This window comes from Alcanivorax sp. DG881, from assembly GCF_000155615.1.
In the GTDB taxonomy this organism is placed as follows: Bacteria; Pseudomonadota; Gammaproteobacteria; order Pseudomonadales; family Alcanivoracaceae; genus Alcanivorax.
In genome coordinates this window covers 885,597-912,096 of record NZ_DS989915.1, presented here as the reverse complement: position 1 = coordinate 912,096, position 26,500 = coordinate 885,597, and the positions used below count along the sequence as shown (strand labels likewise).

Below are 26,500 nucleotides of genomic sequence, written 5' to 3'. Positions count from 1 at the left end.
AAGAATTGCTGAAGAAAGTGCCCCGTATGGATTCTTACCGTGGCAGGGCAAGTGTTCACCAAAGGGGATAAAGGATGCATTTGCACCTTGCCTGAACCTGAACACAATGAAATCGAATACTGCTGCTGATTCCTCGTTTGCCCCGGCCTTGGCCGGGGTTTTTATTATCCGCAATGCCGCCTCTGTTTGATTCTTTGGCCCGTTCATGAAAGCCAGGACGAGCTCCGCGATTTGGCTCTCACGTTTCTCTGTTGTGGGATATGCTAGTGACCCGATAGCACAACCCGACGGAGATTCCATGGCTAACCCAAAACAACAATGGCTGCAGGCCTTCACCGGTGGTTTTGTCGCCACTCTGCTGTTCCATCAGGGCGTGCTGGCCCTGTTCTGGCTGGGCGGCCTTATTCCTGCCTTTCCATGGAACATGACCCCGGTGCCGCCACTGGGTGTACCACAAGTGATTTCCCTGGCCTTCTGGGGTGGTGTGTGGGGCTTGCCGGTGTGGTGGATTATCCGCCGTTGGCAGAGCATGAAATTCTGGCTCAGCGCCATCGTCATCGGTGCCATCGGTCCGACTCTGGTGGCCATGCTGCTGGTGTTCCCCATGAAAGGCCTGGACGTGAATGCCACCAAGGTGGTGGGCGGTCTGATCGTCAATGCCGCCTGGGGTCTGGGGCTGGCCGTCTGGATGCAGTTCAACCGATCGCGCGGGTAATCCATCTCGCCAGTGATTGTCGGCGCCCTCTCGGAGGGCGCCTCCTGATCCCGTCATTAGCCGCTCCACCTCTGACCAGAAAACGTCATTCGCCGATCGCTGGCGGCTGACGACGTCACTCTCGAATCTTTCCTTTGCCCTCTCTCTTGGCCCCTCGCTATTACGGAAATGAAGTTGTTGCCGCTGGGCCGATTTCCGGCAGTCATGTCGTTAACCCTGTCGTGATTGTGATCCGGTTGCCGCTTTTTTAGTTGCTGCACTCCCGTTCTGAATTGAATTCATGGAAGTGTCACCTGTAGCACTTAGGTTTGCCGCTCCATTAATTGTTATTCATTAGAGGTATGTGATGAGTTTGTTGCCCGGATCGCGATGGCGGAATGCTGGCCTGGTTGCTTTGATGGCCACGTTTCTGTCCGCTTGTGGTGGTAGCGGAAGTAGCTCAGGTGAGCTGACGGATAAGCCCGACGAGAATAATGCTCACAGTTATTCCGTAGCGGTGATTCCCGACACCCAGAAATACTCCCGCTATTCCCCAGAGCGTTTTATGGCACAAACGCAATGGATTGCAGATAACTACCAACAACAGGATATTGAATTCACCCTGCATCTTGGGGATGTGGTAGACAGGGCGAGAGACCCGCAGGAGTGGGTGTTTGCCCGCCAGGCACTACAAGTGCTGGAAGCCAATGCTGAAACCCCTTACAGCGTGTTGCCAGGTAACCATGATGTGCTCAATAGCGGGCAGTGGGATGACGAACGAGCATTGCCCGACGAGCCCTACCTGACCCACTTCCCGGCAAGTTTGCAGGCGGGTAACTATACGACTTTCCAGGGTACCGACAGCACGGGTTTCAGTAGCTACCATATTTTTTCTGCCGGTGAGCGCCAATTTATGGTTCTGGCCCTGGACTGGCGCTCGTCCGATCAGACTCTGGTCTGGGCGCAATCCATTCTGGATGAACACCCCGAGCTACCGGTCATTCTCACCACTCACCAGTTGCTGAATATTGCGGGTGACGGAGAAACCGCCATCTTCACTGATCATGGTGCCAGGCTTTGGGAAAACCTGATCCGCAGCAATGACCAGATCTTCCTGACCTTCAATGGCCATCACCACGGTGAAGCCATGATGGTTGGGAAAAACAACTATGGCCGTGATGTGGTCATGCTGGTTGTGGATTATCAATCAGGGTACTGGGGCGGCAATGGCATGATGCAACTGGTGGGGTTCGATGAAGCCAACGGCAAGCTCGATTTCCGTTCTTTCTCGCCCTGGGTGGCCGCGATACCGGAAGATCAGCGCCAGCCTCAGGATGAGCTTGCGCGCTGGGAGTTCAGTGTTCCCATGGACTTCGACAGCCGTTTCAGTCAGTTCAACGAGCACCATGTCGCCAGTGAACCGGGCAACATCGACGGCACCCAGGCTTACTGGATCCTGGACCGGGACCATCAGGTCACCACCACCAGTGGCGAGGTACAGTTCCTGGATGCTTCAGGCAATAACAACAACCTGGTGCTCATGGCGCACAACGATCCACAAGGGCCGGTGGCTGATTTCTTTGAAGTGGCTGCACAAGCTCCGCCCTTTGGGTATGCGAACGGTGCAGCGCGTTTTTCAGGTAACAACGATATCGGGGGCTACTATCTTGAATCGAATGCACCTGGGCTGACCTTTGAGAACAGTGCATCGGGCAAGTCGGGTTACTTGCCGACCTATACCATCGAGGCAATTGTGAAGCTCCCGGAAGGCTGGGTTTCTGAAGACAATAGCTGGTCGGGCATTCTTAACCACCGCCCGCAGATTTCACAAGTGTGCAGCTATCACGAAATCGCATGCGGTGGCAGTGACGCCTCTCTGGGCCTGAATGTTTCATCGCTGAAAGAGTTCCAGTGGGTGAGTACATCGCAAAATGGCAAGGGTAGCGACAACTGGTCCTGGGAAGTCATGAACGAATACTGGTACCACATCGCCTTGGTTAACGATGGCGAGAAAGTGCAGATGTATGTGGATGGTTCGCTGGTTATGCGCACCGGCGTTGATGAACAGAAAGGGCTGATTGTCGAGCCGGGCCAACCCTGGTCCATCGGGATCAATAGTTGGCAGGGTGTCGCGGGTAACTTGTTTGCCGGTGACATTGCTGAAATTCGGATTAACAATCGGGTTCTGGACAGTGGCGAATGGTTACTGAACCAGTAATGCGCGTTAGCTAAACCCTGCCAAGTCGGGTTCCCGGTCAGTCGTTCAACGCACGGGAAGCCCGACCTCCTTTCGTTCCATGCAGAAAGCTGCATGATCGATGACCCCGCCTGCCTTTACTGACAACACCCGTGGTGTGAACTGCCACCCACAACGCCGAAATTCCGTGCTAGCGTAGCCCCTCGCCAAAATGAGGAGCGATCAATGTCTCACACTGTCATGGTCACCGGCGCGTCCGGCTATATTGCTGGCTGGATCGTCAAGGATCTGCTGGAAGCCGGCCACACTGTGCACGCCACCGTGCGCAACCCCGACAAGGCCAAAAGCGTGGATCACCTGAAGCGCCTTGCCGAATCTGCGCCCGGCACCCTGAAGCTGTTCAAGGCAGATTTGCTGGATGTGGACAGTTTTGATGCGCCCATGCAGGGTTGCGATATCCTCATGCACACCGCCTCGCCGTTCGTGCTGGATGGCTTTACCGATGCCCATGAAGCGCTGGTACGTCCGGCCGTGGAAGGCACCCGCAATGTGCTCAATGCCGCTAATCGCTGCGACACCCTCAAGCGTGTGGTGCTCACCAGCAGCGTGGCCTCCGTGTACGGTGATGCCACCGACATGAAGGGCAAGAGCGCCTTCACCGAAGCGGACTGGAACAGCACCAGCAGTGTCAATCACAACCCGTATCAATATTCCAAGGTGGCTGCGGAGCGCGAAGCCTGGAAAATCCACGATGCCCAGGGCGGCGATGCAGCCAGCCGTTGGGATCTGGTCACGATCAACCCGGGCATGGTGTATGGCCCGTCACTCACCAACGCCAGTAACTCCGCCAGTATCGGTACCCTGCTGGACATGGGGCGCGGCAAGCTGCGCACCGGTGTGCCGGACCTGGAATACGGCATGGTGGATGTGCGTGAAGTGGCTCAGGCGCATCTGCTGGGTGCGTTTAGCCAGCAAGCAGAAGGCCGCTATATCCTGGTTAGCGAGTCGGTCACCATGCTCGACATCGCTGCGATGCTGCGCAAGCAATTTGGCCGCAAGTATCCCTTCCCGATGATGAAAGTGCCCAAGCCGGTGGTATGGGCGGTCGGCCCGTTCATGGGCCCGGTGACTCGCAAGTTCATCAGCCGTAACGTGGGGTATCCACTGCGCTTCGATAACAGCCGCAGCAAAGCGCTGGGTGTGAACTACCGTGCAGCCAGCGAGACCCTCAAAGACCACTTCGAGCAGGTGCTGGAAGATGGTCTGGTGCGGCGGCGTTAAGTAATGTCACGGATCAGCTTGCATGACGAATGGCCTGCCATCCCTGGCGCGGGCGTTCGTCATGCAAGTACTGGCATCATGTCAGTACTTGCCCCCTGCGATGTTGGCGGTGGGCCTGTTAACACTACCGAGATGATGCCTGTTGAGCCCCAGAAGCCGTCAATTTAGGCATGAGGAGTGATGTTTGGTGACTCCAAATGAGTGACGAATAACGACGAGTGACGGCTTTTGGGGCTCAACCCGAAGGGCTGGTCCCTTTTTCCGCCCAGCAGCGCCATCCGTTGTTTATGTAGAATGACTACACGGCACACCGGCTGACACCACTGGACGAAAAAATGCATCCAGCAGGCGTTATCTCGGTAGTGTTACCAGGCCCTAGCCCAGCGCGTAATCCGCTTGCGGCGTTTCGCTGGTAGCGCTCTGCAATTGCTCCACCAAAGCATCCACCTCATGCTCGGCCTGACGAATAGACGCGGCCAGCCGTTCCCCGCCTTCTTCCTGATGCTCAACCGCAATGTAGTGAATGCGGGTAATGCCGATAAACTGCAGCACGGTAGTGAGGCCTGGTTCCAGATGATTCAGGTGGGCCAGATCGCCGCCGGGATTGAAGCCCGCGCCGCCCCGTGACGACAGGATGACCGCGTGGCGAGGGCGATCAGCCAGCAGCGGGGTGAACGGATCCTCCGGCCGGGTTTCGTCATACTCCACCGTGCGGCCCATGCGCACGATCTGGTCGACCCATGCCTTCAGTGCAGCGGGCATGCCAAAGTTATAAAGCGGCGCGCCAATGACCAGCACATCTGCCGCAATCAGCTCCTCAATTAACCGATCGCTTTCGGCCAGCACGCCTGCCATCCAGGGCTGCTGATTGGCGGCTGGTGTAAAGGCCGCTTCGATCCAGGGTTGATCGATAATGGCTGGAGGGGGAGCGCCCAGATCCCGCTGGGTGACGGCGGTGTTCGCAGAGGCCGCTTGCCAGCGGCTGATGAAGCGTTGTGTCAGGCGGCGGCTGATGGAGCCGTGGGCGTCTTGACCGGCAAGGCCGGGGCGGGCGCTGGCATCCAGTTGCAGAAGGTGTGTCATGGTGGGCTCCTTGTTTTGTGAGTTGAACTCATTCATCGTTAAGCACAAGACAAGCCTAGTGCCGGCTAATAAGGCGCCACAAACGATCATTATTTTCATTAATAGATGAGTTTAATTCAGTCATGAGCCCTCGCCGGTTACCGTCCCTTTCTGCCTTGCGCGCTTTTGAAGCCGCCGCCCGCCATGAAAGTGCCAAGCAGGCCGCCAGTGAGTTGTCTGTTACGGCCACGGCCATCAGCCACCATATTCGGGGCCTTGAGGAATCGCTGGGTGTGGCACTGTTTGTACGCAAGCCCCGGCAGTTGTTGCTGACACCACAGGGCCGCGAGCTGTTTGTGTCACTGGAGGCGGCCTTCGACAGCATTGGTGACGCGGTGGACCGCGTGAAAGCGGCGCCGACCCGCCTGGCAGCAACGCTGTCCACCACGCCAGCGGTGGCCGTGCGCTGGCTGTTGTCGTGGGTCTGCATGCTGCGTGATGCGCACCCGGAAATAGACCTGCGCATCCACGCCTCCCATGAACCGGTTGCCCTGGACGGGGTCACCGCCGACCTGGCCATCCGTTATGGCGATGGCCACTGGCCGGGGCTGGTGGCGGAGAAGCTGTTCGATAACACCTTTATTCCGGCCTGCAGCCCTTATCTGAAACTGGACAACATGGCGGACTTAACCGACCACCCCCTGATTCACTTTCGTCCACACGGCGCCCTGGCGGCTCCCATGGACTGGGCCGGTTGGCAAAAACGGGCCCAGGTGGCGGGGCTGGATGTCAGTGCCGGGCTGGTGTTTTCCGACGAAACCCACGCCATCTCCGCCGCCATCGGCGGGCAGGGCGTGGCCCTGATGAGCCGCACACTGATTGCCGATGAACTGGAAGAAGGGCGACTGGTTCAGCCCTTCGGCCCGGAACTGGAAGGCAAACCGTTCTATCTGGTGTACCCGGAAAATCGCCGGGATGACCCGGTGATTAGGGCGATTCGGGATTGGGTGATGGAGGTGCCGGGCGGGTTGTGTAATGGACTCGAGCGGGGCGCCGATGCGTCTGAATGGTTTGACTCGAAGAGTGCTTCACCGGGCACGAAATAATCCAGTCAGCGGTGTCGCTTCTGTTCATGCCAATTTCCTAGCAGGTTAATGATGACAAAGGTTTACCTGACTCCCTGTTTTCTCTATAAATAGAGCCTTTTCGGGGAGCCGTGGCGTCAAGCAGGAAGCCACTGGCAATAGCGCTTTCGTGCGCTATCAGGGAGGAGTTCGTGACAACACAACAGGTCGATGGCCATGCATTCCATGAGTCTTTCGCCAAGGGGAAGGCGTCAGGCCGCATCACCATTGATGCCAGCGCCGTGCGGTTCCGCAATGACGCAGGCGCTGTCGCGCTACCGCTTGGTGGCGTCAAGGCGCGTCTCGGTGGCGCCAGTGATCGTCTGGTGTTTTTCGAGCACCCGGATTACCCCGATTGGCAGCTTTACACCTCCGACCGTTCCGTATTGAAGAACCCGCATTTCCAGCAGCATAAGGGCCTGTCGCGGCAGGTCGCTGGCGCTCGTCGTCTGCGCATTTTCAACTGGAGCGTGCTGGGGACGGTCGCCAGCCTGGTGGTGGCCGTGCCGTTGCTGTTTGTCCTGTATATGGATGTTATCACCGGCTGGATCGCTCCCACCCTGCCCGCCGAGTGGGAGCAGTCGCTGGGCGAAAGTGCCCTGGCCCAATACCAGATCGGCCAATCGATGATTGAGACAGACGCGGCCCGGGAATCACTGGATGCCCTGATCGCGCCTTTAATGAAAAGCGCCGACAACGACCGCTACGACTTCCACGTTTATATCGCCAATGATGCGGAGCTGAATGCCTTCGCCTTGCCGGGCGGCTACATCGTGTTGAACTCCGGCTTGCTGTTGCGGGCAGACAACGCCAGTGAAGTGCTGGGTGTGCTGGCCCATGAAATATCCCATGTGACTGAGCAGCACGGGGTCAGGCAGATTATGGCCCGTGCCGGGGTGGCGCTCACGGCGCAGGCATTGCTCGGTGACGTCAACGGCATGATGGCCATGATAGCGGCGGCCACGCCCATGCTACTTTCGCAGAGTTACTCCCGGGATTTTGAATCCGATGCGGATGAGCACGGCTTTGATTTGCTGGAAAAGGCAGACATCGACCCCAATGGGCTGGTGTCGTTTTTCGAAAAAATCATGGAAGAAGAAAAAGCGCGGCTGGAGAAGCTGGAAGACGAAGAGAGCAAGGCCGTGATGGAAAATATCATGCCTTTGCTCAGCAGCCACCCGGCAACCGCAGCCAGAATTGAAAATATGGAATCCATGATTGCCGGCTCTGATGGTCAATACCGCAATCTGGATGCAGAGTTTCTGGCCCTGCAGCGGCAGGTCCGGGAAGCCGTGGCAGCCATGCCGCGGAATGACAACGACAACAGGGAAAAGGATGACCTGAATGAAAACACGGAACGCGAACTGGGGGAAAAAGAATGAAAGCTGAAATCAAGGGGGGCGCGGCGTTTTCCTATATTGATATGGATCTGGAGCCCGGTGAAAGTGTGATTACCGAGTCTGATGCCATGTCGAGCATGGATGCCCGGCTGGATCTGAAAGCGATTTTTAACGGCGGCCTGTTGCGTGGCCTGCTGCGCAAGTTTCTCGGTGGCGAAACCTTGTTTGTCAGCCGCTTTAGTAATCACTCCGATAGCCCGGCGAGGCTGACAGTGGTGCAGCCTACGCCTGGTGAAATCCGTTGCCATGAACTGAAAGACGGCAGCCTGTTCCTGCAACCCGGAGCGTTCCTGGCGTGCGAGGAAACCGTTTCATTGGGATTGCGCTGGGCCGGCTTCATTTCCTGGATTGCCCGTGAAGGCTTGTTCCGGCTGGAAGTGAAAGGCACCGGCAAGGTTTGGTATGGCGCCTACGGTGCGCTTCTGGATCGGGAAGTGGATGGTGAATTTATCGTTGATACCAGCCACCTGGTGGCCTACGACCCGACCATCAAACTCAAGCTGCAGCTTGCGGCAGGCCTGTTTTCCAGCTTTTTCAGTGGCGAGGGCCTGGTGACACGGGTACAGGGAAAAGGGCGCGTGGTGATTCAGACTCGCTCAATCAGTGGAATCTCCAGCTGGGTTAATCCCAAGCTGCGCTAATCGGGGGAAAATAATGGATATTGAATTGTTGCACCGCCCCGGTAACGCGGCGGCCAGAATCAGCCTGGCAGAAGGCGAAAGTTGCACCGCCGAAGCCGGCGCCATGATTGCCATGAGTGGCAACATGGCCATTGAGACCACCACCCACAAGCGGGGCAAAGGCGGTTTGTTGAAAGCGGTTAAACGCATGGTGGCCGGTGAGTCCCTGTTCCTGAACCACTTCTCCGTACCCAGTGGCCAGGGCGAAGTAATCATGGGCACCTCGTTGTCCGGTGACATGATGGAATATGTGCTGGATAACGAAAGCCTGATTGTGCAGGGCGGCTCCTTTCTCTGCTGTGAATCCGGCGTCGAGATTGACCTGGGTTGGCAGGGGTTCAAGTCACTGTTATCCGGGGAAAGCATTTTCTGGCTGAACCTGAAAGGCAGCGGGAAACTGGTAGTGAATTCGTTCGGCGCCATTTACCCGGTAGAAGTGGATGGCGAATACATCGTCGATACCGGCCATATCGTGGCCTTCAATGAAACGCTGGATTTCACTATTACCAAGGCCGGCAGCAGCTGGCTGCAGTCCTTCCTCGGCGGGGAAGGTTTGGTGTGTAAATTCAAGGGCAAGGGAACGGTGTGGTGCCAGTCCCATAACCCTGACAGTTTTGGCTGGGCCATGTCGCCAGGCCTGAAACAGCGTCGCGCATAGGAGGCATGACATGAGCGAGACAGTGGATATTCGCATTCACCATGATTTCGATGAAACTGCGTTGCAGCAGGCCATTACCGGCTTTGCCGCGTTGTTCAAAACCGAAGAAGAAAAGGCCTCAAAAGTGCTGCGCAGTGCGCCAGTGGTTATTCGCAAGAATGTAACACCGGACGTGGCAGAGAAATTCCGCACCGCGCTGCAGAAGCTGAATATTGGTGTGACGCTTGAACAGGCGGCCAGTGAAACCGTTGCAGAGCCTGCGCCTGCACCTGTCGCCGATAACAATGCCGCCGGGGACGTTGCGCCCAGCAATGACGGCAGTGCCGTCATCGAAAGTGACAAAGATCATCCGGGCTATGCCTTCAGAATTGAAGGGCGCCCGGACTTCAGTTTCCTTACCGTTACTGTGCCAGCCAACCAGAAGATCAAGGTAGAAGCGTCCGCCATGGCCACCATGGATACGCACCTGGAAATGAAAACCCGCATGCGCGGTGGCCTGGGCCGGCTGATGACTGGCGAATCCATTTTCATCAACGAGTTCACCGCAGCCGGTGGCCCGGGTGAAATTGGCATTGCGCCCGCCGCCCCCGGCGACATGGGCCATGTTTTTCTGAACGATGACACCATTTACCTGCAGAACTCCGCCTTCGTGGCCGCTGGGCCAGAAGTGGAAGTGGAAAGTAAGTGGCAGGGGCTCACCAAGGGCTTCTTCTCCGGCGAAAGCCTGTTTCTGATCCGCGCCAAAGGCCAGGGCGACCTGTGGTTCAACACCTACGGGGCCATGATCGAAATTGATGTGAAAGGCGACTACGTGGTCGATACCGGCAACATCGTGGCGTTCACCGATGGCCTGGACTACAAGGTGTCCAAGGTGGGTGGCTACAAATCCCTGTTCTTCTCGGGTGAAGGCTTTGTTTGCCGCTTTAGCGGTGAAGGCAAGGTGTGGATTCAAACCCGCGGGGTAGATGCTTTCCTCAGCTGGTTGCACCCCTACCGGCCAGCTCCCAAGAAAGGCTGATCGCCGCTACGGACCGGAATCGGCATTCTGATAAAGCGAGCCTCCACCAGAGGCTCGCTTTTTTTGTTCTTCGTGGATTAGAGGGAACAATGCTCTTCCCGCCGTTTGCTTGCCGTATTGCGAACCCCTCACACGTTGCCGGACGCCTGGCAAAAACATCCGTTCAGTGAAGCCTTCGCGATGTAAACATCGCTTCCCTCAACCCTCTCAGACTTCGGGATTGGTGGGAAAACATGCTCGCATGGTGAAGACGCTGGTACAGCGCTGCTTCTCTTCAGTGAGCCGCATTACGGTCAGGGCGGCGCATCTTGTGCACCACAGCGGCACACCGGTGCGAGCATGTTGGGCACCAAAAGTGCGCAAATCAGGCTGTTGAGCTGCGCCAGGTGGCAGGCTAGCCCGCCTTTTGGCACAGCTCGGCCAGCTTCTGGTCCAGCATATTGAGGATGTGGCGGCGGCTGATAACGCCGACCACCTTGTTGGCCGCATCCACCACCGGGTAGATCTTGGGCTTGGCGGCCAGCATTTGCTGGGCCAGGCTAAGCACGTCATCGGTGAGCGATACCGTGAGCACCTCGCTTTGCATCAAGTCTTTAACCGTGGCCACGCGCTGGTTGTGATACACCACCTGCAGCGCCGCCTGCAGGCATTCGCGCTCACTGATCCAGCCCACCAGCGTACCGGCGTCATCGGTGACCGGGCTGCCCAGCATGTCCAGTTTGATCAGGTTGCTGGAGGCTTCCACCACCGGCATCTCCGGGTGAATCGTCGCAAAACGCGTGCTCATCAGGTCTTTGATGGATACAGAATCCATGGGGGCTTACCTCTTGCTCTGGTCCGGGACCACAAAGGGTTCGGCCAGCACTTTCGCTGGCCACCAGGCACGTTACTGCGGGAACCATGCCAACTTGCCGCAGACGATGCTGGCTCCCTTTTGTAGGAGCGCCACTTGAGGCGCGAACTTTTTACTCCTCCCCAAAAAAACGTTGCTTGACCTCAAGCCGACTTGAAGTGGCAAGCTAACCGGTAATATCAAGACAGCGCCTCCCGGAGAGTGAGCATGAACCGTTCAACAGAGACACCCGACAACCCGTCAACGCTGTGGAAAAGCGTGGGTGGGCGCAATTGGGTGGAATCCCAGCGGCTGATTGATCACCTGTTCAAACCCATCGAGGGCTTGCTGGCTGAGGCGGTGGAATGCCAGTCGCCGCAGCGCGTTCTCGATATCGGCTGCGGTACCGGCGGCACAACTCGCGCGATCAGCCGTTATACCCGGGGTGAGGGGCAGGCAACAGGCGTCGATATTTCCGAGGTCATGATCGAGGCGGCACGGCAGGGTACGGAAAAGAACGGCGCAGAAAAGGCGGGCGTAGAGTTTATCTGTGCCGATGCAGAGACCCATGATTTTGGTGAAAGCCGGTACGACATGCTGGTCTCGCGCTTCGGCATCATGTTCTTCGACGATCCTATCAAGGCCTTCCAGAACCTGAGGCGTGCCGCTACCACAGACGCCCCCGGGCTGTTCGTGGCCTGGCGCTCCCCGCAAGAAACCCCCTTCATGACCGCTGCCGCCCGGGCGGCCAAATCCATCGTCACGCTGCCACAACAAGCCCCGGACGCCCCCGGGCAGTTCGCATTCGCAGACGCCAAACGTGTGGAAAGCCTTCTTGAAGCTGCGCACTGGCATCACATCAGCATCGAACCACTGGATTTCGAATGCACCTTCCCCGAGAGCGAGCTGGTCGGCTACTTCACCCGCCTGGGCCCGCTCGGCCGCGTTTTCCCCGACCTGGACGAAAAGACACAAGCCCGTCTCATTACCGTGGTCAGAGAAGCCTTCGAGCCCTGTGTGTTCGGCGATACCGTGAAATTCAACGCCGCCTGCTGGCAGATCAAGGCACGAGCATAGGAGGCGTAGGAGCCCCACTAGAGGGGCGAATCATTACTTTTACCGTTGATCCCCAACACAGAAACAAAGCCTCTGAAGCTTATTCATTTATTTGCGCTCGAAGATTGTGTACATTCGGAACTGGATCACAAATAGAAAGATACCAATAACAACGGCTGGCCAGGGTGGCACGGCCTGTAATGTGACTCAGGGGAAGGGATGCCAGTCCGGTTATCACCATATTCAGCACTACTGCGCCCGTTTACCGCCAAACGGGAGATAAGCCTGTGGAATTAGGCGTTCTACTGGCTATCGCCATTGGCGTCATCCTGATCCTGGCCCAACAGAAACGGGCCGGCGGCGGAGCGTCTACCTTCGGCTATCGCCGCAAACCCTATCTGCTTTCCAAAGCCGAACGCTCTTTCTACGGCGTGCTCACTCAAGCCGTGGGCGACAAGGCCCTCATCTTCTCCAAAGTCCGCGTGGCGGACGTGCTTGCTCCCCAGAAAGGCCTCAACCGATCCAACTGGCAACAAGCCTTCAACAAGATTTCCGCCAAACACGTCGATTTCCTCCTCTGCGACCCACACGACTGCGCCGTAAAACTGGCCATTGAGCTGGATGATGCCAGCCATGGTTCGGCCAAACGGCAGAAGCGGGATGCCTTTCTGGAGCGAGCCTGTGAATCGGCTGGGTTGCCGCTGCTGAGAATCAGGGCGGCCAGGGGATATGGGGTGGCAGATATTCGTCAGCAGGTTGAGGCTGTGCTTTTTCCTGTGCAGTACGATTCGTCCCAAGAGAAATCCGAGCAGATTGAAGGGCAGAGCGTTGAAGTAACGGCCAATGAGCAGGAAGGGGCAAACAAGCAGATCGAGCGACAAGTAGTTAAGCCGATAGAGGCTCCCTCTGGTGTGGACGTCGCTGCTCAACCCGTTGCGCGTGCTTGTCATCAGTGTGGTGAGTGATGGTGCTGCGCAAAGCTCGCTCAGGGAAGAATGCAGGGCAGCAGTTTTGGGGGTGTAGTGCATTTCCGAAGTGTCGGGGTGCGGTGAAGTGTTGAGTCTAAGGCGCACGGGGCAAGACCTGACCCTAATGTTCCTCACGTGACCTGCGCATCGCGTGAAATAAAAAGGTGAACAGTCGCATGAGACCAAGGAAAAGAGATGGTACTTGGAGAAATTGAAGCTGGTCTTTCAATCTGGGACAGGGTTTCTCGTTGGTGGAAGAAACAGCCAGAAGAGGAAGAGCTAATCGCCGAGCGATTTCTTAATCTGTTTGAGAGTCATGGTGTACACAAAAATCAGATTCCACGTTTCTTTGGTCATGATTTGTCAATTTCGGACATGCAGAGCTTGGACCAGTTAACACTGAAGCTGACAGAATCAGCATTAGATGATGCATGTGAATTGTTTAACGCAAATAGATCTTGGGTGGATGGTGCCTCAGGGAAGATTTACCCAACATACAACTTTTATAAGCGGCCAGCAGTGTTTAAAGATTTTGTTTTGAGCCTTTTGGGGGACCGGAAAGATATATTTCTCTATGCGTTTCTTTTGGTGCCTAGAAAATGTGAATACCCAGATGAGGCTCTTTTGGTTATTCAGGAAAAGGTAGGGGCTGTTGGTGATAATGAGATAAGCCGGTTTTATCTTTGTAATGATTGGTCATTCTGTTACTGGAAGGCGAGAGCAGATTTGACTGCCTGCTTGGCAATTTTGGCAAAGCAGGGGATTTACACAAAAGGCGTCTATGTAGATGGCGATTCTCTTGATGAGATACAAGGTGGAGAAACGCTTTTGTCTTGGTGTGGTGAAGGTGCTTGGAAGGTAAAAGGTGAATGGTGGGATGCGGAAGACATGGTGTATCTGCCAGATCTTTACCTGCAAGGTTTAAATCATCGTGATGGATATTCATATGCTTCGGCCCTATCACGATGGCTGGATCTTTGTGACAAGGGTTTTATGAGTACGAAGCCATATCCAGAGCCATATCGGGATGTGTTCAAAGAAAGGTTGGAGAAGTTAAGGGCTGAATGAATTTTTCGGGGAAGCAGGGATAAGCTATTTCATGGTGCTAAGTGTTTGAATCTTGTCTTAGCGCACAATGCAAGACCTGACCCCGGTTCCCAAGAATTATATGATTTGGAAAAAGTGAGAATAATGGCTAGTACACTAGATGAGATATTTCTTGAAAGAAAAAAATTTATTGTGGTTGGTCTGACCGGGCGTACAGGGTCGGGTTGCACTACTGCTGCCTCAATACTAGAAAAAAGGCGTTCTGATCAGTTTTTTCCTAATCTTACTGATGTTGTACAGAGCGGAGTTGATTTCTATAAGGGTTTGAATCGTAGAAGGTATGAGATACTAAGGAACTACGCTGAGGAAAACTGGAGCGGATTCATATCGATAAAAATTTCAGATCTTATATCCGCATATTTTATGAGAAAGGATAAAGATAAAGTTGTTGATTTCATATTTAAGCATAGAAATAAAGAGAAAATTAATAAGAGCGAGATCTCCAGTGCTGTAAGCAGTGTTGTTGAGTTAAGGAATGACTTGGTTAATAAGTATGCTAAAGATATATCGATGCTTCTGGATCATGATGGTGATGTTGATGTGTCTGGGTTTACTGATAAATCGTTCTTGCGACTTTTGGTTAATGTTAGAAGGTTTACGAGAGATCTAAAGGCGGCGTTGACAAAAATTGACGAGGGGCTTTACGTTGCGGCGTATCAGAGTGCAGGCAACTCATTGAGGCGAGTGGGTGATATCGACCTAGATTACAAGGCTCAACCATTTAATAAGCATGCAATATTTACGTTGCCTATTACAATTAATCGAGTAATTAAGTGCTTGAGAGAGCTCAGAGATCCATGTTATGTGGTTATTGATGCTATCAGAAATCCCTACGAGGCACGGTTTTTTAAGGATAGATATTCTGCATTCTACCTGATTTCTATTAATGCTCCAGATGACGCAAGAACAAGGTATCTTCATCAGGTTCACAAATTTGACCCGGATCAGCTTTCTTTGCTTGATGAGACGGAGTCGGGTAAGGCTTTTAGGAGAAGTGAGCTGTATAGCCCAGATGACTGGGCTGAGAAAATTACTGTTACAGATGTAAGAAAATGCCTTCAGTTTTCAGATATTCATATTTTTAACCCAAGGGGGGAGATTTCAAATACAAATGTTCTTAAATCACAGCTCCTATGGTATTTCTCTCTTATGCTTCACCCAGGCTTGGTTTCTCCTACATCAATCGAAAGGGTGATGCAAATAGCTTTTACTGCAAAAATGAATTCGGGATGTATCTCTAGACAAGTTGGCGCGGTTGTAACTGGTGATGACTATTCAATAAGAGCTGTTGGTTGGAATGATGTTCCTGCAAGTCAAGTTCCATGTGCATTGAGAAGCGTGAAAGGTGCTCTAACGGAATTCGATCATGTTGCGTATAGTGATTATGAGAGAAACAACGTTGATTTCAGGGGGCAGCTTGAGAAAAAGAATAAAATTCTTTTGGATGATATTACCGATTTGACTGGAAGGCCTCTCTCATATTGTTTTAAGGATACAGAAAATGATTTGAGAGGGGATAAAAATCAAGTACACACTAGGTCCCTTCATGCTGAAGAAAATGCCTTTTTGCAGATAACAAAGTATGGTGGGGCCTCTGTTAGAGGGGGGAAACTGTTCTCTACAGCGAGTCCTTGTGAGCTTTGTTCTAAAAAAGCGTTACAGCTTGGAATAGAGGAAATCGTTTTTATTGACCCTTATCCTGGAATTTCACGGGATCACGTCATGGCTAACGGGGAGCACAGGCCAACGCTTACTCAATTTAAAGGTGCTGTTGGTACGGGCTATCAAAGGCTATATGAGCCACTTATGGCTTATAAAGATGAGCTTGCTTATCTTGCAAGTCAGAGTTAGCTTTTGTGAAGCTGGGGTCAGATACCCTCTTGAACTTCAATCCCCGCCATTGGTATTTCTGCCTTAAAGGGCTGGCCTGATTTCAACACACCATAAATCAGGTGCACCAGTTTTCGCATGCTCGCGCCTACGATGGCTTTCGGGGTCAGCCCACGTTGTTCTAGGCGTTGGGCCATGGCGATGATGACGGGGTTGTGATGCTTGGCAACCATGCCAGGCATGAACAGCGCCTTTCTGGCAGCGGTGTGTCCGGCCCTAGATAAGCTGCTCCGGCCATTCAGGGAAGTGCCTGACTGTTTCTGTCGAGGTGTGACACCGATAAACGCGGCTAGGGCCTTTGCGCTTTTAAAGCGTCTGACATCTCCGATATAAGCCAAGAACTGGGCGGAAGCTCGCTTACCGATACCAGGAATGCTCTCCATCAGCTCGGCGTCATGTTTCAGCTCGGGGTTGCCATCAATATGGTCATCAATCTCAGATTGTACATTCTTGATTTCGCTATTCAGCCAATCAATATGCTCTCTAACCATATCCCCAACGCTGATTACCGATCCCTGATCAATGGCCTCAAGCCTGTTCAGCTCCTGCTGACGCATATCTATCAAAGCTTGTAGTCGGTCAACCAAGGCGCGTAGTTCTCGCACAGCCAGGCTCGGGGGTTGCCAGAGTTGAAGTTCTGCTTTCTGTGCAAAACGGGCAATGAGTTTGGCATCCGCTTTGTCTGTCTTGTTTCGGCTTAATTCACTTTGGGCGAAACCCGTTATGCGAACTGGGTTTACGACACTTATTGCCCAGCCAGCATCAGCGAGCATTGTCGCGACTCTTTCGCTGTAAGGGCCTGTAGCCTCAAGAACAACAGGCGTTGTTTTTGGCAGGTCGCGCTGTCTTAACCATCTCTCCAATTCACCATGACCTGCTGGCGTGTTCTTAAGAACTTTGGTTTTGGTCTTGTTGGCAGAGACAACGCAGATATCGAGTTTCTTCTTGGACACGTCGATACCAACGGCATGCTCATGTCCACTCCCCCTAAACTGAGACAGACCTGATTAGAGTTTTCTGGGAATATCACATCTCAGGAGACGACTATGAAGAAATCACGGTTTACTGAAACTCAGATCGTATCAATCCTCAAAGAGGTCGATGCGGGCATGAAAGTCGAGGAGATCTGCCGAAAGCATGGCATCAGCAATGCCACCTATTACAACTGGAAGAGCAAGTACGGTGGCATGGAAGCGTCGGATGTGAAGAAGCTCAAGGAGCTTCAGGACGAGAATGCCAAACTCAAGCAGATGTTTGCTGATCTGAGCCTGGAAAATGCTGCCCTGAAGGATCTATTCGAAAAAAAGGGTTGGTGACAGCGGAGAGACGCGAGTCGGCAACGACTCTGGTCGAATTTGGATTATCGATCACTCACGCCTGTAAGCTGGTCGGTCTGGGGCGGGCGAGCTACTACCGCAAGCCCCGGGACTGGCGTGTAGCGGATGCTGCTGTCATTGATGCGCTGAACGAGCAACTCAAGAAGTCACCGAGGGCAGGCTTCTGGAAGTGCTACAAGCGCATTAGGAACAAAGGCCTGCCTTTCAACCACAAGCGTGTCTACCGCGTATATTGCCAGATGGGCCTGAATTTGCGCAGGCGCACGAAGCGAGTATTGCCCAAGCGTATCGCCAAACCGCTGGAGGTCAGCATGTATCCGAACAAGCAGTGGGCATTGGATTTTATGCACGACACGCTTTATTGCGGCAAGCGCTTCCGTACGCTGAATATCATCGATGAGGGCACTCGCGAGTGTCTCGCCATCGAAGTGGATGCCAGCCTCCCGGCAGGACGTGTAGTGCGGACGCTGGAGCGCCTTGAGCAAGAGCGTGGGCTGCCAAACCAGATCAGGGTGGATAACGGGCCAGAGCTGATCGCAGCGGAGTTCTATGACTGGTGTGAAGAGAAAGGCATTGAGGTCGCCTACATCCAGCCTGGCAAACCGCAACAGAACGGCTTCGTCGAGCGATTTAACGGGTCGTTCCGTTATGAGTTCCTGGACGCCTATCTGTTCGAGAGTCTGGGCCAGGTTCGGGAAATGGCCTGGCTGTGGATGCTGGATTACAACGACGAGCGTCCGCATGAAAGCTTGGGTGACATACCGCCAGCGGTGTATCGCCAGAAAGTAGAAAACTCTAGTTTAGGACTGCCTCACTAAAGGGGGAGTGGACACTCATTCATCATGATCTTCCTCGTATCCAGGCTCTGGGCATGCTGCCCGGCCTAAGTTACCCTTCGAAATAGATGAAAGAGACAACGGACCGACGGACTTATCTGACCCACAGGCTAATTGCCTAAAGTCTTGCCAGTCTCAGTCGGCCCGGCCGATTCATCAGGGTTACCATCCTGTTTTATCTCGGCATCTTCAAGATACGAGGTCTTTCATCGTGCATAGTGTTTTAACGCACGCTACAAGACCTGACCCCAATGCCTCAAATGCCCAATGCCTCTGAGCTTAAACTCGAGAAATTCATGAAATCTTTCTTTCTAATGTTGAGCATGTCATTGCTTTTTGAGGCTGTGATCGCCTCCGAAGATAATGGGAATTTTTCTGTAGCTGAGTCTCGCCCGCTGGTTGCTGACAAATATAAGAGCAGTTTGGGGGATGGGTCTTGTGAAGCGGGAGTTGTAGACAAATCGACTTTATCACTGATTAACCACACGTTTTGCCGTTATACCCCCAAATTTGATAGCCAATACCGAAGAGCATTGAGAGACGAGCCTTTCCTGGCAGGAAATGTAACGCTGAGGCTTGAGGTGAGCGGTGATGGGACGGTATCTTCGGTGGACATCATGCAGTCGGACCTGGATCACTCTGACCTTGAAAGACGCTTTCTCATGATTGCCTCTGCCATGAAGTTTCCGGGTATTGGGCCTGGCGGCTGGAAAGGAGAGTACACCCTCCGGTTCTCTCCCTGATTTTGGCCTGTGAAGAAAAAGCGAAACGCGAGGGTCAGGTCTCCCATTTCCCAAATACTGATCACGTGTAGTGGTTGATCTGTGAAGTTAAAAAGAAAAGGACACCCCCCAATGGCGATGAGTAGAGTGTCCCGGGACGGGGCATCGGTTCAATAGTATCCTTTCCCTCTACGCACCTTATGAGTTGAGTTTATCGACAACCATTTTGGTGGTGAGCAGACATACCGGTTCCCTGTTGCATAAATACACCCCTGATCCAGTTGTGAACTATCGCTATGACGGCCTCACTTGATTGTCTGTATTCCTTTCGGCGCTGTCCCTATGCCATGCGTGCCCGCCTGGGCGTTTGGTTTTCGGGTTTGCAGGTTGAGCTGCGGGAAGTGACCTTGAAGAACAAGCCTGCGCAAATGCTGGCGATAAGCCCTAAAGGCACCGTGCCCGTTTTGCTGCTGGCCGATGGTGCTGTGATTGAAGAAAGCCGGGATATCATGGTGTGGGCGCTGGAGCAGCAGGATCCACAGGGGCTTTTAGACGCAACGGTCCTGGATCAGGCGAATGCGTTGATTGAGCAAAACGATAATGAGTTCAAGTATTGGCTGGATCGTTATAAATACGCCGACCGCCATGTCGAGATGACTCAGACCGAGTATCGGCAACGGGGAGAGGCCTTTCTTCAGGTTCTGGAGTCGTTGCTGGAGAGCAGCGCTTACTTGCTTGGGGATGCCCCGACCATCGCGGATATTGGTGTGATGCCGTTTGTCCGCCAATTCGCCCATGTCGATCGCGATGTATTTGGCCAGCTGCCTTACCCGAATCTGCAGCGGTGGTTACAGGGCTGGTTGGAAAACCCACTCTTTCTGCAAACCATGATCAAGCTGCCGGTATGGCAGGAGGGCGATGAGGTGGTGGTTTTCCCTGCTCGTCCCTGAGTGATGCCCGGGCCTTGTCCCGTGCGTTAACCCGCTCGCAAAGGGTGCTAGAGCAGCGACCAATTGACCTGCTTGCCCGACCGTACGCTATCAATACCCATGGACAGATCAGGTATACTCGCGGCTTTTATCTCGTTGGGTGATGTTTCATGCAGGCCTCGTCTTCTTCCGTTCCCTCTTATGGCTGGCGCCAGCGTCTGACCGTTTGGCTTGAGTCCTCGTTATTCGCGAACAGCATTACCGCGCTGATTCTCCTGAATGCCATTATCCTCGGGGTGGAAACCTCCGCGGTGGCCCAGGAGCGGGCAGGGCAGTGGCTCAGCCTGGTGAATCAGTTGATTCTGGTGGCGTTTACGGCGGAGATCGCGCTCAAGCTGGTGGCTTTTGGCCCGCGTTTTTTCCGCTCCGGCTGGAATGTGTTTGATTTCCTGATCGTCGCCATTTCCCTGGCGCCAGCCTCCGGGCCTTTGGCCATCTTGCGGAGTTTGCGCATTCTGCGGGTGCTGCGCCTGCTGTCATCGGTGAAGCGGCTGCGTATGTTGGTGGAATCCCTGATGCAGGCGTTGCCCGGCATCGGCTGGACGGCGGCGCTGTTGCTGATGATGTTCTACATTTTTGCGGTGATGGGCACCGAGCTGTTCGGTGAGGCGTTTCCACAGTGGTTTGGCACTCTGGGCGCCAGCATCTATAGCCTGTTCCAGATCATGACCCTGGAAAGCTGGTCCATGGGGATCGCCCGGCCTGTGATGGAGGTGTACCCCATGGCCTGGATCTTCTTTGTGCCCTTCATTTTGATTTCCAGTTTTATGGTGCTGAACCTGTTTATTGCCATCATTGTGAGCGCGACTCAGGAAGTACACGAAAGCGAGCAGCGCGCCGAGCGGGAAGCCAACAATCTGGTTGCCCACGATGAGCGCCAGGAAATGCTGGACCTGATGCGCACCATGCACGCAAAAATCGTGGCACTGGAAGCGGCCCAGCAGAACAAGGCCGATTCATAAGTCCGCCTGTGGCGGCGCCAGGGCCGCCACTGATGGTCAGGCAGGTCTGCACCGTATCGCTGCCTGGCCGAATCTCCCGCCCCGTTGCCTCATTGAGTAAGCTTGGCCTGCTAGCTCGTCTGCGCTTCCTTTACCGCATCCTGAAAAGGCGATGACGACGTAATGTTCGAGGCGTTGAGCTGTTCCACAATCTTCTTGAGCTTGTGGCGCTGTCTCATGGAGGTCAGCTGTTTGGTGTCCCAGGAGGCGGGGCTGAGAGAGAATTCACTGGCGTTGTAAGCCAGATCGAAGCCCCGCTCGGCGCCGATGGGTTTGTTCTCGGGGCCATAGATACCGATCAGCCGCAGGGTCAGGTGGGTGAACTCCAGATCTCCCTGGGGCATGTGCCCGTCCATCTTGATGCCCTCACAGCGGGCGATGCGCTCAACCAATTCCTTGAACGTGCCGATATGGGAGAAGCCGCCCGGTTTAATCGGGCCCTGGCGTGTGTTCTCCGACACATTCACTGCGCCTGAAGTGGGATTGTGTCTTTCCGGGTTTTCGTCGCCCTTGTTGTACTCCTGCTCGAAATCCGTCACATCCATGGTGATGGTGCCCTGGGAGGTATGGAGTTCGGCGATGATGTATTGCACGAAAACGGATTCGGCGCTCATGTTGCTGATCAGGCAGAGCGCATTGATGTCCTTGTTGCGCCCACGATTAATGATCAGGCGCGGGCTGCGTTGCCGGCGGAAACCCAGATAGAGGAGTTGCGCGTAAACGATCCAGATAACCAGTGAGCTGAAACTGGCGACGACAGAAAGGATTTTTTGATGCTGTGCAATCCAGTCAAGCATGAAGGCTTCCTCCTTGATGCAGGCTGATCACGCGTTGCCGTCTTGCCCTCTGTGGTGGAGAAAGCAGCGCTCACGCGGCGGTGAGTACGCGACTTGAATGATGCTCTGTTGTCGGCGGCGCTTCAGCCTGTTCTGGTGACAGAACCGTTACTGTACCGAAGGCACGGTGGGGGAGACGAGGGGCAGAAAGGCCCGGTTATGCAGAACAGGTCAGTCTGGTGTTAAAAAAAGAAAAACCCCGGCGGGTAAGCCTACCGAACAACAAACGAACAACAAGACATCCACAACTTGGCAAGTCTCCTACGGATCAGGTGGTGGCTGGCTGATGTCTGGCTACCCGTAGGCTCAGTATTCTGGAGCACTGGATCAGTATGGCGACGGTGACCTGAGCGGGCTATCAACAAGCCGCACCGGGCGACACGCCGTACTACCCTGGGATTGGTAGGCAGACGAGCGGCATTTTCCTTCCCGCGTGCGGATTTTATACTACCTGGTAGTATAAGTTCGTCTGCGTGAGGTTTCGTATGGCAATGGTGAAGAAGAGCATTACTGTGACAGAGCAGCAGGATAGCTGGATCAAGATCCAGATCGAGACCGGACACTACGGTAATGAGAGTGAAGTGGTGCGTGAGCTGATTCGCGAACGCCAGTTGCGCGAGCAGGAAGGTGCTCGTGAGGTGCAGGTAATTCGCGCCAAATTGCGCGAAGCGGAACAGGCTGGTTTTACGAGGCAGAGTTCAGATGAGCTGCTGAAAGAGATCCAGGACGGATTGGGAAGGGATGACGTATAAACTCAGTAATGCGGCCAAAAGGGATGTGGCTCGAATTTACTGGCGCGGTGTTGAGATATTTGGTGAAGAGCAGGCGGTTCGGTATTTTGAGGCTCTGATTCAGCGTTTTGAGCGTATCGCACAAGCACCTCGTCTCTACCCTTCGGTTGAGTATATTCAGGAAGGTTATCGTCGTAGTGTCTGTGGAGTGGATAGTATTTACTATCGAGTCAATGGCAGTGTGGTCGAAATCATGCGGGTGCTTGGGCGCCAAGACATTGATGAAAATTTGTAGGCCCAACAAAGAAAAACCCCGGCGGGTAAGCCGGGGTTTTTTGTTTCCAGTCCTGCCCTTGTGAGGCGGGCCGGAAATGCGTTGCCGGGCCTGAGCGCCGAATTGCATCCGGCGTCAGGCTTTGGGCATCAGGCGTTTATCAAACCCGTTCAATGACGGTAGCAATACCCTGACCCAGGCCGATACACATGGTGGCAAGACCGATTTGGCCGTCTTTCCATTCCATGACGTTCAGCAGGGTGCCGGTGATACGCGCACCGGAGCAGCCCAGCGGGTGACCCAGGGCGATGGCGCCGCCGTTCAGGTTCACTTTCTCTTCCATCTTGTCGATCAGCTTCAGGTCCTTGGCCACCGGCAGGGACTGTGCAGCGAACGCTTCGTTCAGTTCTACATAGTCGATGTCGTCGATGGTCAGGCCAGCACGGGCCAGCGCTTTCTGGGTGGCCGGTACGGGACCGTAACCCATGATGGCTGCGTCACAACCGGCAACGGCCATGGAGCGGATCTTGGCGCGGGGCTTCAGGCCCAGGGCCTGGGCACGCTCGGCGCTCATCACCAGCATGGCGGAGGCACCGTCAGACAGGGCAGAGGAGGTGCCGGCAGTGACGGTACCGTTGGCCGGATCGAATACCGGACGCAGTTTCTGCATGTCTTCGATGCTGGCGCCGGGACGGATTACTTCGTCGATTTCGCACAGCACTTTGTGACCGTTCTGGTCGTGGCCTTCGATGGGCACGATTTCGTTGTCCCAACGACCCTGCTGGGTGGCTTCCCACGCCAGGCGGTGTGAACGAACGCCGAAGGCGTCCTGTTGTTCACGGGTGATGCCGTGCATCTTGCCCAGCATTTCCGCGGTCAGGCCCATCATGTTGGATGCCTTGGCAGCCACTTTGGACATTTCCGGGTTCAGGTCGATGCCGTGATCCATGGCCACGTGGCCCATGTGCTCTACACCACCGATAACAAATACATCGCCGTTGCCGGTCATGATGCTTTGTGAGGCGGAGTGCAGTGCCTGCATGGAAGAACCACACAGACGGTTCACGGTTTGTGCAGCGCTGGTGCGCGGCAGACCGGCCAGCATGGAGATGTTACGGGCGATGTTCATGCCCTGTTCTTTGGTCTGGTTTACACAGCCCCAAATTACATCTTCAGTGAGCTGGGTGTCCCAGTTCGGGTTACGGGCCATCAGCGCCTGGATCAGCTGGGCTGACAGTTTTTCGGCACGCACGTGACGGAACTGGCCATTACGGCTCTTGCCCATGGGGGTACGGACCGCATCGACGATAACAACGTCTTTTGGATTCAAGCTCATTTCTAAATCTCCTGTGTCCGTGGCTTAGGCGAAGAAAGACTCGCCCTTGGCGGCCATGTCTTTGAGCATCTGTGGTGCTTCGTAGATGCCACCCAGGTGCGCGTACTTGTCACACAGCGCGACGAATTCTTTAACGCCAACACTGTCGATGTAACGCAGCGGACCGCCACGGAAGGGAGGGAAGCCGATGCCGTAGATCATGGCCATGTCGGCCTCGGCAGCGGAACCTACGATGTTGTCTTCCAGGCAGCGAACGGTTTCGGTGCACATGGGGATCATCATGCGGGCAATGATTTCGTCCGCATCGAATTCCTGGGTGTCCGCAACGTGCGGCTTGATCAGTTCGTAGGTGGACTCGTCGACAACCTTCTTGGTTTTGCCTTTCTTGTCCAGCTCGTACTTGTAGAAGCCGATGCCGTTCTTCTGGCCGTAACGCTCGTTTTCGAACATGACGGTAGACACATCTTTGAAGTCGTACTGCATGCGCTCGGGGAAGCCTTCAGCCATGACCTGGGCCGCGTGAACACCGGTGTCGATGCCAACTACGTCCATCAGGTATGCCGGGCCCATGGGCCAGCCGAACTTCTGCATCACTTTGTCGACAGCCTGGAAATCGGCACCGTCGCGCATCAGCATGCCGAAGCCGCCGAAGTAGGGGAACAGTACACGGTTCACCAGGAAGCCGGGGCAGTCGTTAACCACGATGGGGGTTTTGCCCATTTTCTGGGCGTAGGCCACCAGGGTGCCAACGGTTTCATCGGAGGTCTTTTCACCACGGATCACTTCCACCAGCGGCATCATGTGTACCGGGTTGAAGAAGTGCATGCCGGCGAAGTCTTCCGGACGCTTCAGGGCGTCAGCCAGTTTGGTGATGGAAATGGTGGAGGTGTTGGAGGCCAGCACGGTGCCCTCGGTCACTTCGCCTTCCACTTCCGCCAGTACGGACTGCTTGACCTTCTGGTTCTCGACAACCGCTTCAACAACCACGTTCACGTTGGCGAAGTCGCCGTAGTTCAGGGTCGGGCGGATGGAGGACAGCACTTCGGCCATTTTGGCCGGCTTCATTTTCTTGCGATCAACGCGCTTGGTCAGCAGTTTGCTGGCTTCGCTCATGCCCAGGTCCAGCGCCTTGTCGGCGATGTCCTTCATGATGATCGGGGTGCCTTTGGAGGCAGACTGGAAGGCGATACCGCCGCCCATGATGCCTGCGCCCAGTACCGCAGCCTGGTTGATCTCTTTGGAGGCCTTGGCGGTTTTGCCGTTGACCTTTTTCACTTGCTGGTCCGCCAGGAACAGGCCGACCAGGCAGGTCGCCTGGGAGGACTTGGCCACTTTGGCGAAGCCTTTGGCTTCCACTTCCAGTGCTTTGTCGCGGTTCATGCCACCGTGCTTTTGCATGGTGTTCACGGCCGCTACCGGTGCCGGGTAGTTCTTGCCAGCCTGACCCATCACCATGGCGGTGCAGGTCTGGAAGGCCATCATGTTTTCCATGGGCGGCAGTTTCAGCGGCTCGAGTTTCTCGGCGCGCTTGGCGCGGAAGTCGATCTTGCCGGCCAGGCACTGCTTGACCAGATCGATGGCGGCGTTTTGCAGTTCGTCGTGAGCGACGACCGCGTCAGCCACGCCGTCTTTCAGCGCTTTGTCGGCCTTGTGCTGGCCAGCAGCGGCGATCCACTCAACAGCGTTGTCCACACCGATCAGGCGGGGCAGACGCACGGTGCCGCCGAAGCCCGGGTACAGGCCCAGCTTCACTTCCGGCAGACCTACCTGGGCTTTTTCGCTCAGCACGCGGAAATCTGCAGCCAGGCACATTTCCAGGCCGCCACCCAGGGCGATGCCGTTAACGGCTGCCACTTTGGGAATGTCGAGATCTTCAAAAGCGTTGAAGACTTCGTTGGATTTCAGACACCAGCCGGCGATTTCATCTTCCGGCAGCTTGAACATGTCTGTGAATTCGGTGATGTCGGCGCCAACAATGAAAACCCCTTTGCCGGAAGTCACGATCAGGCCTTTGATGTCGCTGTTACCTTTAACAGCTTCCACAGCCTTACCGAGGTCTTCCACGGTTTCCTGATTGAACTTGTTAACGGACTCGCCCTGAAGGTCAAACTTCAGTTCGGCGATGCCGTCGTCAAGCAGTTGTACGCTTACGGCGTTGCCTTGATAGATCATAGCTTCTGCTCTCCAGTCCCAAAGTACGCGGTTTAAATGACCGCTTTGGTGTGCCCCAGGCCCCGAAATTCGGGGTGGGCGCGTTGTTTATATGGCATTCATGTGAGTGTTTGCTTACATAAACAACGAAACTCGTAGGCCCGCAAGTATAGGGAAGCGGGATGACTTTTTTAGCCCTAATTTGTGACTATCTGGTCGGGTTGGCGATTGCGGGGCGCCGTATGGCGAAAATTTCATCACTTGCTCCTTGTGTTCGTGCTGTTCGGGCGACGCCGTGGCAGACTGCCGGGCTTGAGCTT

24 protein-coding genes are annotated in these 26,500 nt (G+C 54.8%); 18 read left to right on the top strand and 6 right to left on the bottom strand.

Going from position 1 to position 26,500, the window contains the following annotated elements; genetic code table 11:
* Positions 1-298: 298 nt before the first annotated feature.
* The 3 genes from ADG881_RS04075 to ADG881_RS04065 all read left to right on the top strand — a co-directional run bounded on the left by ADG881_RS04075 (position 299) and on the right by ADG881_RS04065 (position 4,172).
* Entirely contained in the window at positions 299-715 is a 417-nt protein-coding gene (locus ADG881_RS04075) for a hypothetical protein (protein ID WP_007151088.1), read from the top strand.
* A gap of 397 nt (positions 716-1,112) precedes the next feature.
* Positions 1,113-2,912, top strand: coding sequence for a LamG-like jellyroll fold domain-containing protein (locus ADG881_RS04070; RefSeq protein ID WP_007148914.1), 1,800 nt, complete (start codon positions 1,113-1,115; stop codon positions 2,910-2,912).
* Between the two features lie 204 nt (positions 2,913-3,116).
* Positions 3,117-4,172 (top strand): NAD-dependent epimerase/dehydratase family protein, encoded by a 1,056-nt coding sequence (locus ADG881_RS04065; RefSeq protein WP_039926105.1) that lies wholly within the window; start codon positions 3,117-3,119, stop codon positions 4,170-4,172.
* Between the two features lie 375 nt (positions 4,173-4,547).
* Here the strand turns inward: ADG881_RS04065 and ADG881_RS04060 are convergent, their stop codons facing one another.
* Positions 4,548-5,255, bottom strand: a complete 708-nt coding sequence (locus ADG881_RS04060) for an FMN-dependent NADH-azoreductase (RefSeq protein ID WP_039926104.1) — start codon at positions 5,253-5,255, stop codon at positions 4,548-4,550.
* Between the two features lie 122 nt (positions 5,256-5,377).
* Here ADG881_RS04060 and ADG881_RS04055 point away from each other — a divergent pair, with 122 nt between their 5' ends.
* From ADG881_RS04055 to ADG881_RS04035, 5 genes are all read left to right on the top strand, one after another.
* On the top strand, positions 5,378-6,340 hold the full coding sequence (locus tag ADG881_RS04055) for a LysR substrate-binding domain-containing protein (protein WP_007150487.1): 963 nt from the start codon (positions 5,378-5,380) through the stop codon (positions 6,338-6,340).
* A gap of 170 nt (positions 6,341-6,510) precedes the next feature.
* Positions 6,511-7,740, top strand: a complete 1,230-nt coding sequence (locus ADG881_RS04050; protein WP_007149170.1) for a M48 family metallopeptidase — start codon at positions 6,511-6,513, stop codon at positions 7,738-7,740.
* The gene (locus ADG881_RS04045) at positions 7,737-8,399 is read left to right on the top strand and encodes a TIGR00266 family protein (RefSeq protein WP_007150350.1); all 663 of its coding nucleotides are present in this window, start codon (positions 7,737-7,739) and stop codon (positions 8,397-8,399) included. The genes ADG881_RS04050 and ADG881_RS04045 overlap by 4 nt, the downstream gene beginning before the upstream one ends.
* A gap of 13 nt (positions 8,400-8,412) precedes the next feature.
* Positions 8,413-9,096 carry a TIGR00266 family protein gene (locus ADG881_RS04040; RefSeq protein ID WP_007151103.1) on the top strand — a complete coding sequence of 228 codons (684 nt, stop codon included), beginning with the start codon at positions 8,413-8,415 and terminating at the stop codon, positions 9,094-9,096.
* Positions 9,097-9,106: 10 nt separating this feature from the next.
* Positions 9,107-10,114, top strand: a complete 1,008-nt coding sequence (locus tag ADG881_RS04035; protein ID WP_007151207.1) for a TIGR00266 family protein — start codon at positions 9,107-9,109, stop codon at positions 10,112-10,114.
* A gap of 394 nt (positions 10,115-10,508) precedes the next feature.
* Here the strand turns inward: ADG881_RS04035 and ADG881_RS04030 are convergent, their stop codons facing one another.
* Positions 10,509-10,928 (bottom strand): CBS domain-containing protein, encoded by a 420-nt coding sequence (locus ADG881_RS04030; protein WP_007151042.1) that lies wholly within the window; start codon positions 10,926-10,928, stop codon positions 10,509-10,511.
* Positions 10,929-11,174: 246 nt separating this feature from the next.
* On the opposite strand from ADG881_RS04030, the gene ADG881_RS04025 reads away from it, so the two are divergent.
* The 4 genes from ADG881_RS04025 (at position 11,175) to ADG881_RS04010 (ending at position 15,928) form a co-directional block, all read left to right on the top strand.
* Positions 11,175-12,023 (top strand): class I SAM-dependent methyltransferase, encoded by an 849-nt coding sequence (locus ADG881_RS04025; protein ID WP_007151328.1) that lies wholly within the window; start codon positions 11,175-11,177, stop codon positions 12,021-12,023.
* Positions 12,024-12,289: 266 nt separating this feature from the next.
* Positions 12,290-12,967, top strand: a complete 678-nt coding sequence (locus ADG881_RS04020; protein ID WP_007148474.1) for a DUF2726 domain-containing protein — start codon at positions 12,290-12,292, stop codon at positions 12,965-12,967.
* A 198-nt stretch (positions 12,968-13,165) separates the two neighbouring features.
* The gene (locus ADG881_RS04015; RefSeq protein ID WP_039926103.1) at positions 13,166-14,038 is read left to right on the top strand and encodes a hypothetical protein; all 873 of its coding nucleotides are present in this window, start codon (positions 13,166-13,168) and stop codon (positions 14,036-14,038) included.
* A 123-nt stretch (positions 14,039-14,161) separates the two neighbouring features.
* Positions 14,162-15,928 carry an anti-phage dCTP deaminase gene (locus tag ADG881_RS04010; RefSeq protein WP_007148582.1) on the top strand — a complete coding sequence of 589 codons (1,767 nt, stop codon included), beginning with the start codon at positions 14,162-14,164 and terminating at the stop codon, positions 15,926-15,928.
* 17 nt (positions 15,929-15,945) lie between these two features.
* On the opposite strand, the gene ADG881_RS04005 is transcribed toward ADG881_RS04010, so the two are convergent.
* Positions 15,946-16,920, bottom strand: coding sequence for an IS110 family transposase (locus ADG881_RS04005; RefSeq protein ID WP_007151457.1), 975 nt, complete (start codon positions 16,918-16,920; stop codon positions 15,946-15,948).
* A 93-nt stretch (positions 16,921-17,013) separates the two neighbouring features.
* Between ADG881_RS04005 and ADG881_RS03995 the strand changes: the two genes are divergently transcribed.
* From ADG881_RS03995 to ADG881_RS03980, 4 genes are all read left to right on the top strand, one after another.
* Positions 17,014-18,122 (top strand): IS3 family transposase gene (locus ADG881_RS03995; protein WP_156790334.1). Its coding sequence is split into 2 segments (ribosomal slippage): positions 17,014-17,275 and positions 17,275-18,122, totalling 1,110 coding nucleotides; the frame shifts between segments, so codons are not numbered across the junction.
* Between the two features lie 314 nt (positions 18,123-18,436).
* The gene (locus ADG881_RS03990; protein ID WP_198004989.1) at positions 18,437-18,883 is read left to right on the top strand and encodes an AgmX/PglI C-terminal domain-containing protein; all 447 of its coding nucleotides are present in this window, start codon (positions 18,437-18,439) and stop codon (positions 18,881-18,883) included.
* A 275-nt stretch (positions 18,884-19,158) separates the two neighbouring features.
* Positions 19,159-19,812 (top strand): glutathione S-transferase, encoded by a 654-nt coding sequence (locus tag ADG881_RS03985; RefSeq protein WP_007149290.1) that lies wholly within the window; start codon positions 19,159-19,161, stop codon positions 19,810-19,812.
* 149 nt (positions 19,813-19,961) lie between these two features.
* Complete coding sequence (locus tag ADG881_RS03980; protein WP_007151200.1) at positions 19,962-20,813, top strand: ion transporter; 852 nt, start codon at positions 19,962-19,964, stop codon at positions 20,811-20,813.
* Between the two features lie 110 nt (positions 20,814-20,923).
* Here the strand turns inward: ADG881_RS03980 and ADG881_RS03975 are convergent, their stop codons facing one another.
* The gene (locus tag ADG881_RS03975) at positions 20,924-21,649 is read right to left on the bottom strand and encodes a hypothetical protein (protein ID WP_007151434.1); all 726 of its coding nucleotides are present in this window, start codon (positions 21,647-21,649) and stop codon (positions 20,924-20,926) included.
* A 524-nt stretch (positions 21,650-22,173) separates the two neighbouring features.
* Between ADG881_RS03975 and ADG881_RS03970 the strand changes: the two genes are divergently transcribed.
* Both ADG881_RS03970 and ADG881_RS03965 read left to right on the top strand, forming a co-directional pair.
* Positions 22,174-22,440, top strand: a complete 267-nt coding sequence (locus ADG881_RS03970; RefSeq protein ID WP_039926096.1) for a type II toxin-antitoxin system ParD family antitoxin — start codon at positions 22,174-22,176, stop codon at positions 22,438-22,440.
* Positions 22,430-22,714: a type II toxin-antitoxin system RelE/ParE family toxin gene (locus tag ADG881_RS03965; RefSeq protein ID WP_007149134.1), complete on the top strand. Its 285-nt coding sequence runs from the start codon at positions 22,430-22,432 to the stop codon at positions 22,712-22,714. The genes ADG881_RS03970 and ADG881_RS03965 overlap by 11 nt, the downstream gene beginning before the upstream one ends.
* 139 nt (positions 22,715-22,853) lie before the next feature.
* On the opposite strand, the gene fadA is transcribed toward ADG881_RS03965, so the two are convergent.
* Both fadA and fadB read right to left on the bottom strand, forming a co-directional pair.
* On the bottom strand, positions 22,854-24,029 hold the full coding sequence (fadA, locus tag ADG881_RS03960) for an acetyl-CoA C-acyltransferase FadA (protein ID WP_007151209.1): 1,176 nt from the start codon (positions 24,027-24,029) through the stop codon (positions 22,854-22,856).
* Between the two features lie 24 nt (positions 24,030-24,053).
* Positions 24,054-26,201 (bottom strand): fatty acid oxidation complex subunit alpha FadB, encoded by a 2,148-nt coding sequence (fadB, locus tag ADG881_RS03955; RefSeq protein ID WP_007150763.1) that lies wholly within the window; start codon positions 26,199-26,201, stop codon positions 24,054-24,056.
* Positions 26,202-26,500 lie beyond the last annotated feature (299 nt).

Bases quoted from the DNA above. Each gene is read 5' to 3' on its own strand.
- ADG881_RS04015 (WP_039926103.1), top strand. From the start codon at position 13,166: ATGGTACTTGGAGAAATTGAAGCTGGTCTTTCAATCTGGGACAGGGTT.
- ADG881_RS03990 (WP_198004989.1), top strand. From the start codon at position 18,437: ATGAAATCTTTCTTTCTAATGTTGAGCATGTCATTGCTTTTTGAGGCT.
- ADG881_RS04070 (WP_007148914.1), top strand. From the start codon at position 1,113: ATGGCCACGTTTCTGTCCGCTTGTGGTGGTAGCGGAAGTAGCTCAGGT.
- ADG881_RS04045 (WP_007150350.1), top strand. From the start codon at position 7,737: ATGAAAGCTGAAATCAAGGGGGGCGCGGCGTTTTCCTATATTGATATG.
- ADG881_RS04075 (WP_007151088.1), top strand. From the start codon at position 299: ATGGCTAACCCAAAACAACAATGGCTGCAGGCCTTCACCGGTGGTTTT.
- ADG881_RS03985 (WP_007149290.1), top strand. From the start codon at position 19,159: ATGACGGCCTCACTTGATTGTCTGTATTCCTTTCGGCGCTGTCCCTAT.
- ADG881_RS04030 (WP_007151042.1), bottom strand. From the start codon at position 10,928: ATGGATTCTGTATCCATCAAAGACCTGATGAGCACGCGTTTTGCGACG.
- ADG881_RS03970 (WP_039926096.1), top strand. From the start codon at position 22,174: ATGGCAATGGTGAAGAAGAGCATTACTGTGACAGAGCAGCAGGATAGC.
- ADG881_RS03980 (WP_007151200.1), top strand. From the start codon at position 19,962: ATGCAGGCCTCGTCTTCTTCCGTTCCCTCTTATGGCTGGCGCCAGCGT.
- ADG881_RS04060 (WP_039926104.1), bottom strand. From the start codon at position 5,255: ATGACACACCTTCTGCAACTGGATGCCAGCGCCCGCCCCGGCCTTGCC.
- fadA (WP_007151209.1), bottom strand. From the start codon at position 24,029: ATGAGCTTGAATCCAAAAGACGTTGTTATCGTCGATGCGGTCCGTACC.
- ADG881_RS04010 (WP_007148582.1), top strand. From the start codon at position 14,162: ATGGCTAGTACACTAGATGAGATATTTCTTGAAAGAAAAAAATTTATT.
- fadB (WP_007150763.1), bottom strand. From the start codon at position 26,201: ATGATCTATCAAGGCAACGCCGTAAGCGTACAACTGCTTGACGACGGC.
- ADG881_RS03965 (WP_007149134.1), top strand. From the start codon at position 22,430: ATGACGTATAAACTCAGTAATGCGGCCAAAAGGGATGTGGCTCGAATT.
- ADG881_RS03975 (WP_007151434.1), bottom strand. From the start codon at position 21,649: ATGCTTGACTGGATTGCACAGCATCAAAAAATCCTTTCTGTCGTCGCC.
- ADG881_RS04035 (WP_007151207.1), top strand. From the start codon at position 9,107: ATGAGCGAGACAGTGGATATTCGCATTCACCATGATTTCGATGAAACT.
- ADG881_RS04055 (WP_007150487.1), top strand. From the start codon at position 5,378: ATGAGCCCTCGCCGGTTACCGTCCCTTTCTGCCTTGCGCGCTTTTGAA.
- ADG881_RS04065 (WP_039926105.1), top strand. From the start codon at position 3,117: ATGTCTCACACTGTCATGGTCACCGGCGCGTCCGGCTATATTGCTGGC.
- ADG881_RS04025 (WP_007151328.1), top strand. From the start codon at position 11,175: ATGAACCGTTCAACAGAGACACCCGACAACCCGTCAACGCTGTGGAAA.
- ADG881_RS04040 (WP_007151103.1), top strand. From the start codon at position 8,413: ATGGATATTGAATTGTTGCACCGCCCCGGTAACGCGGCGGCCAGAATC.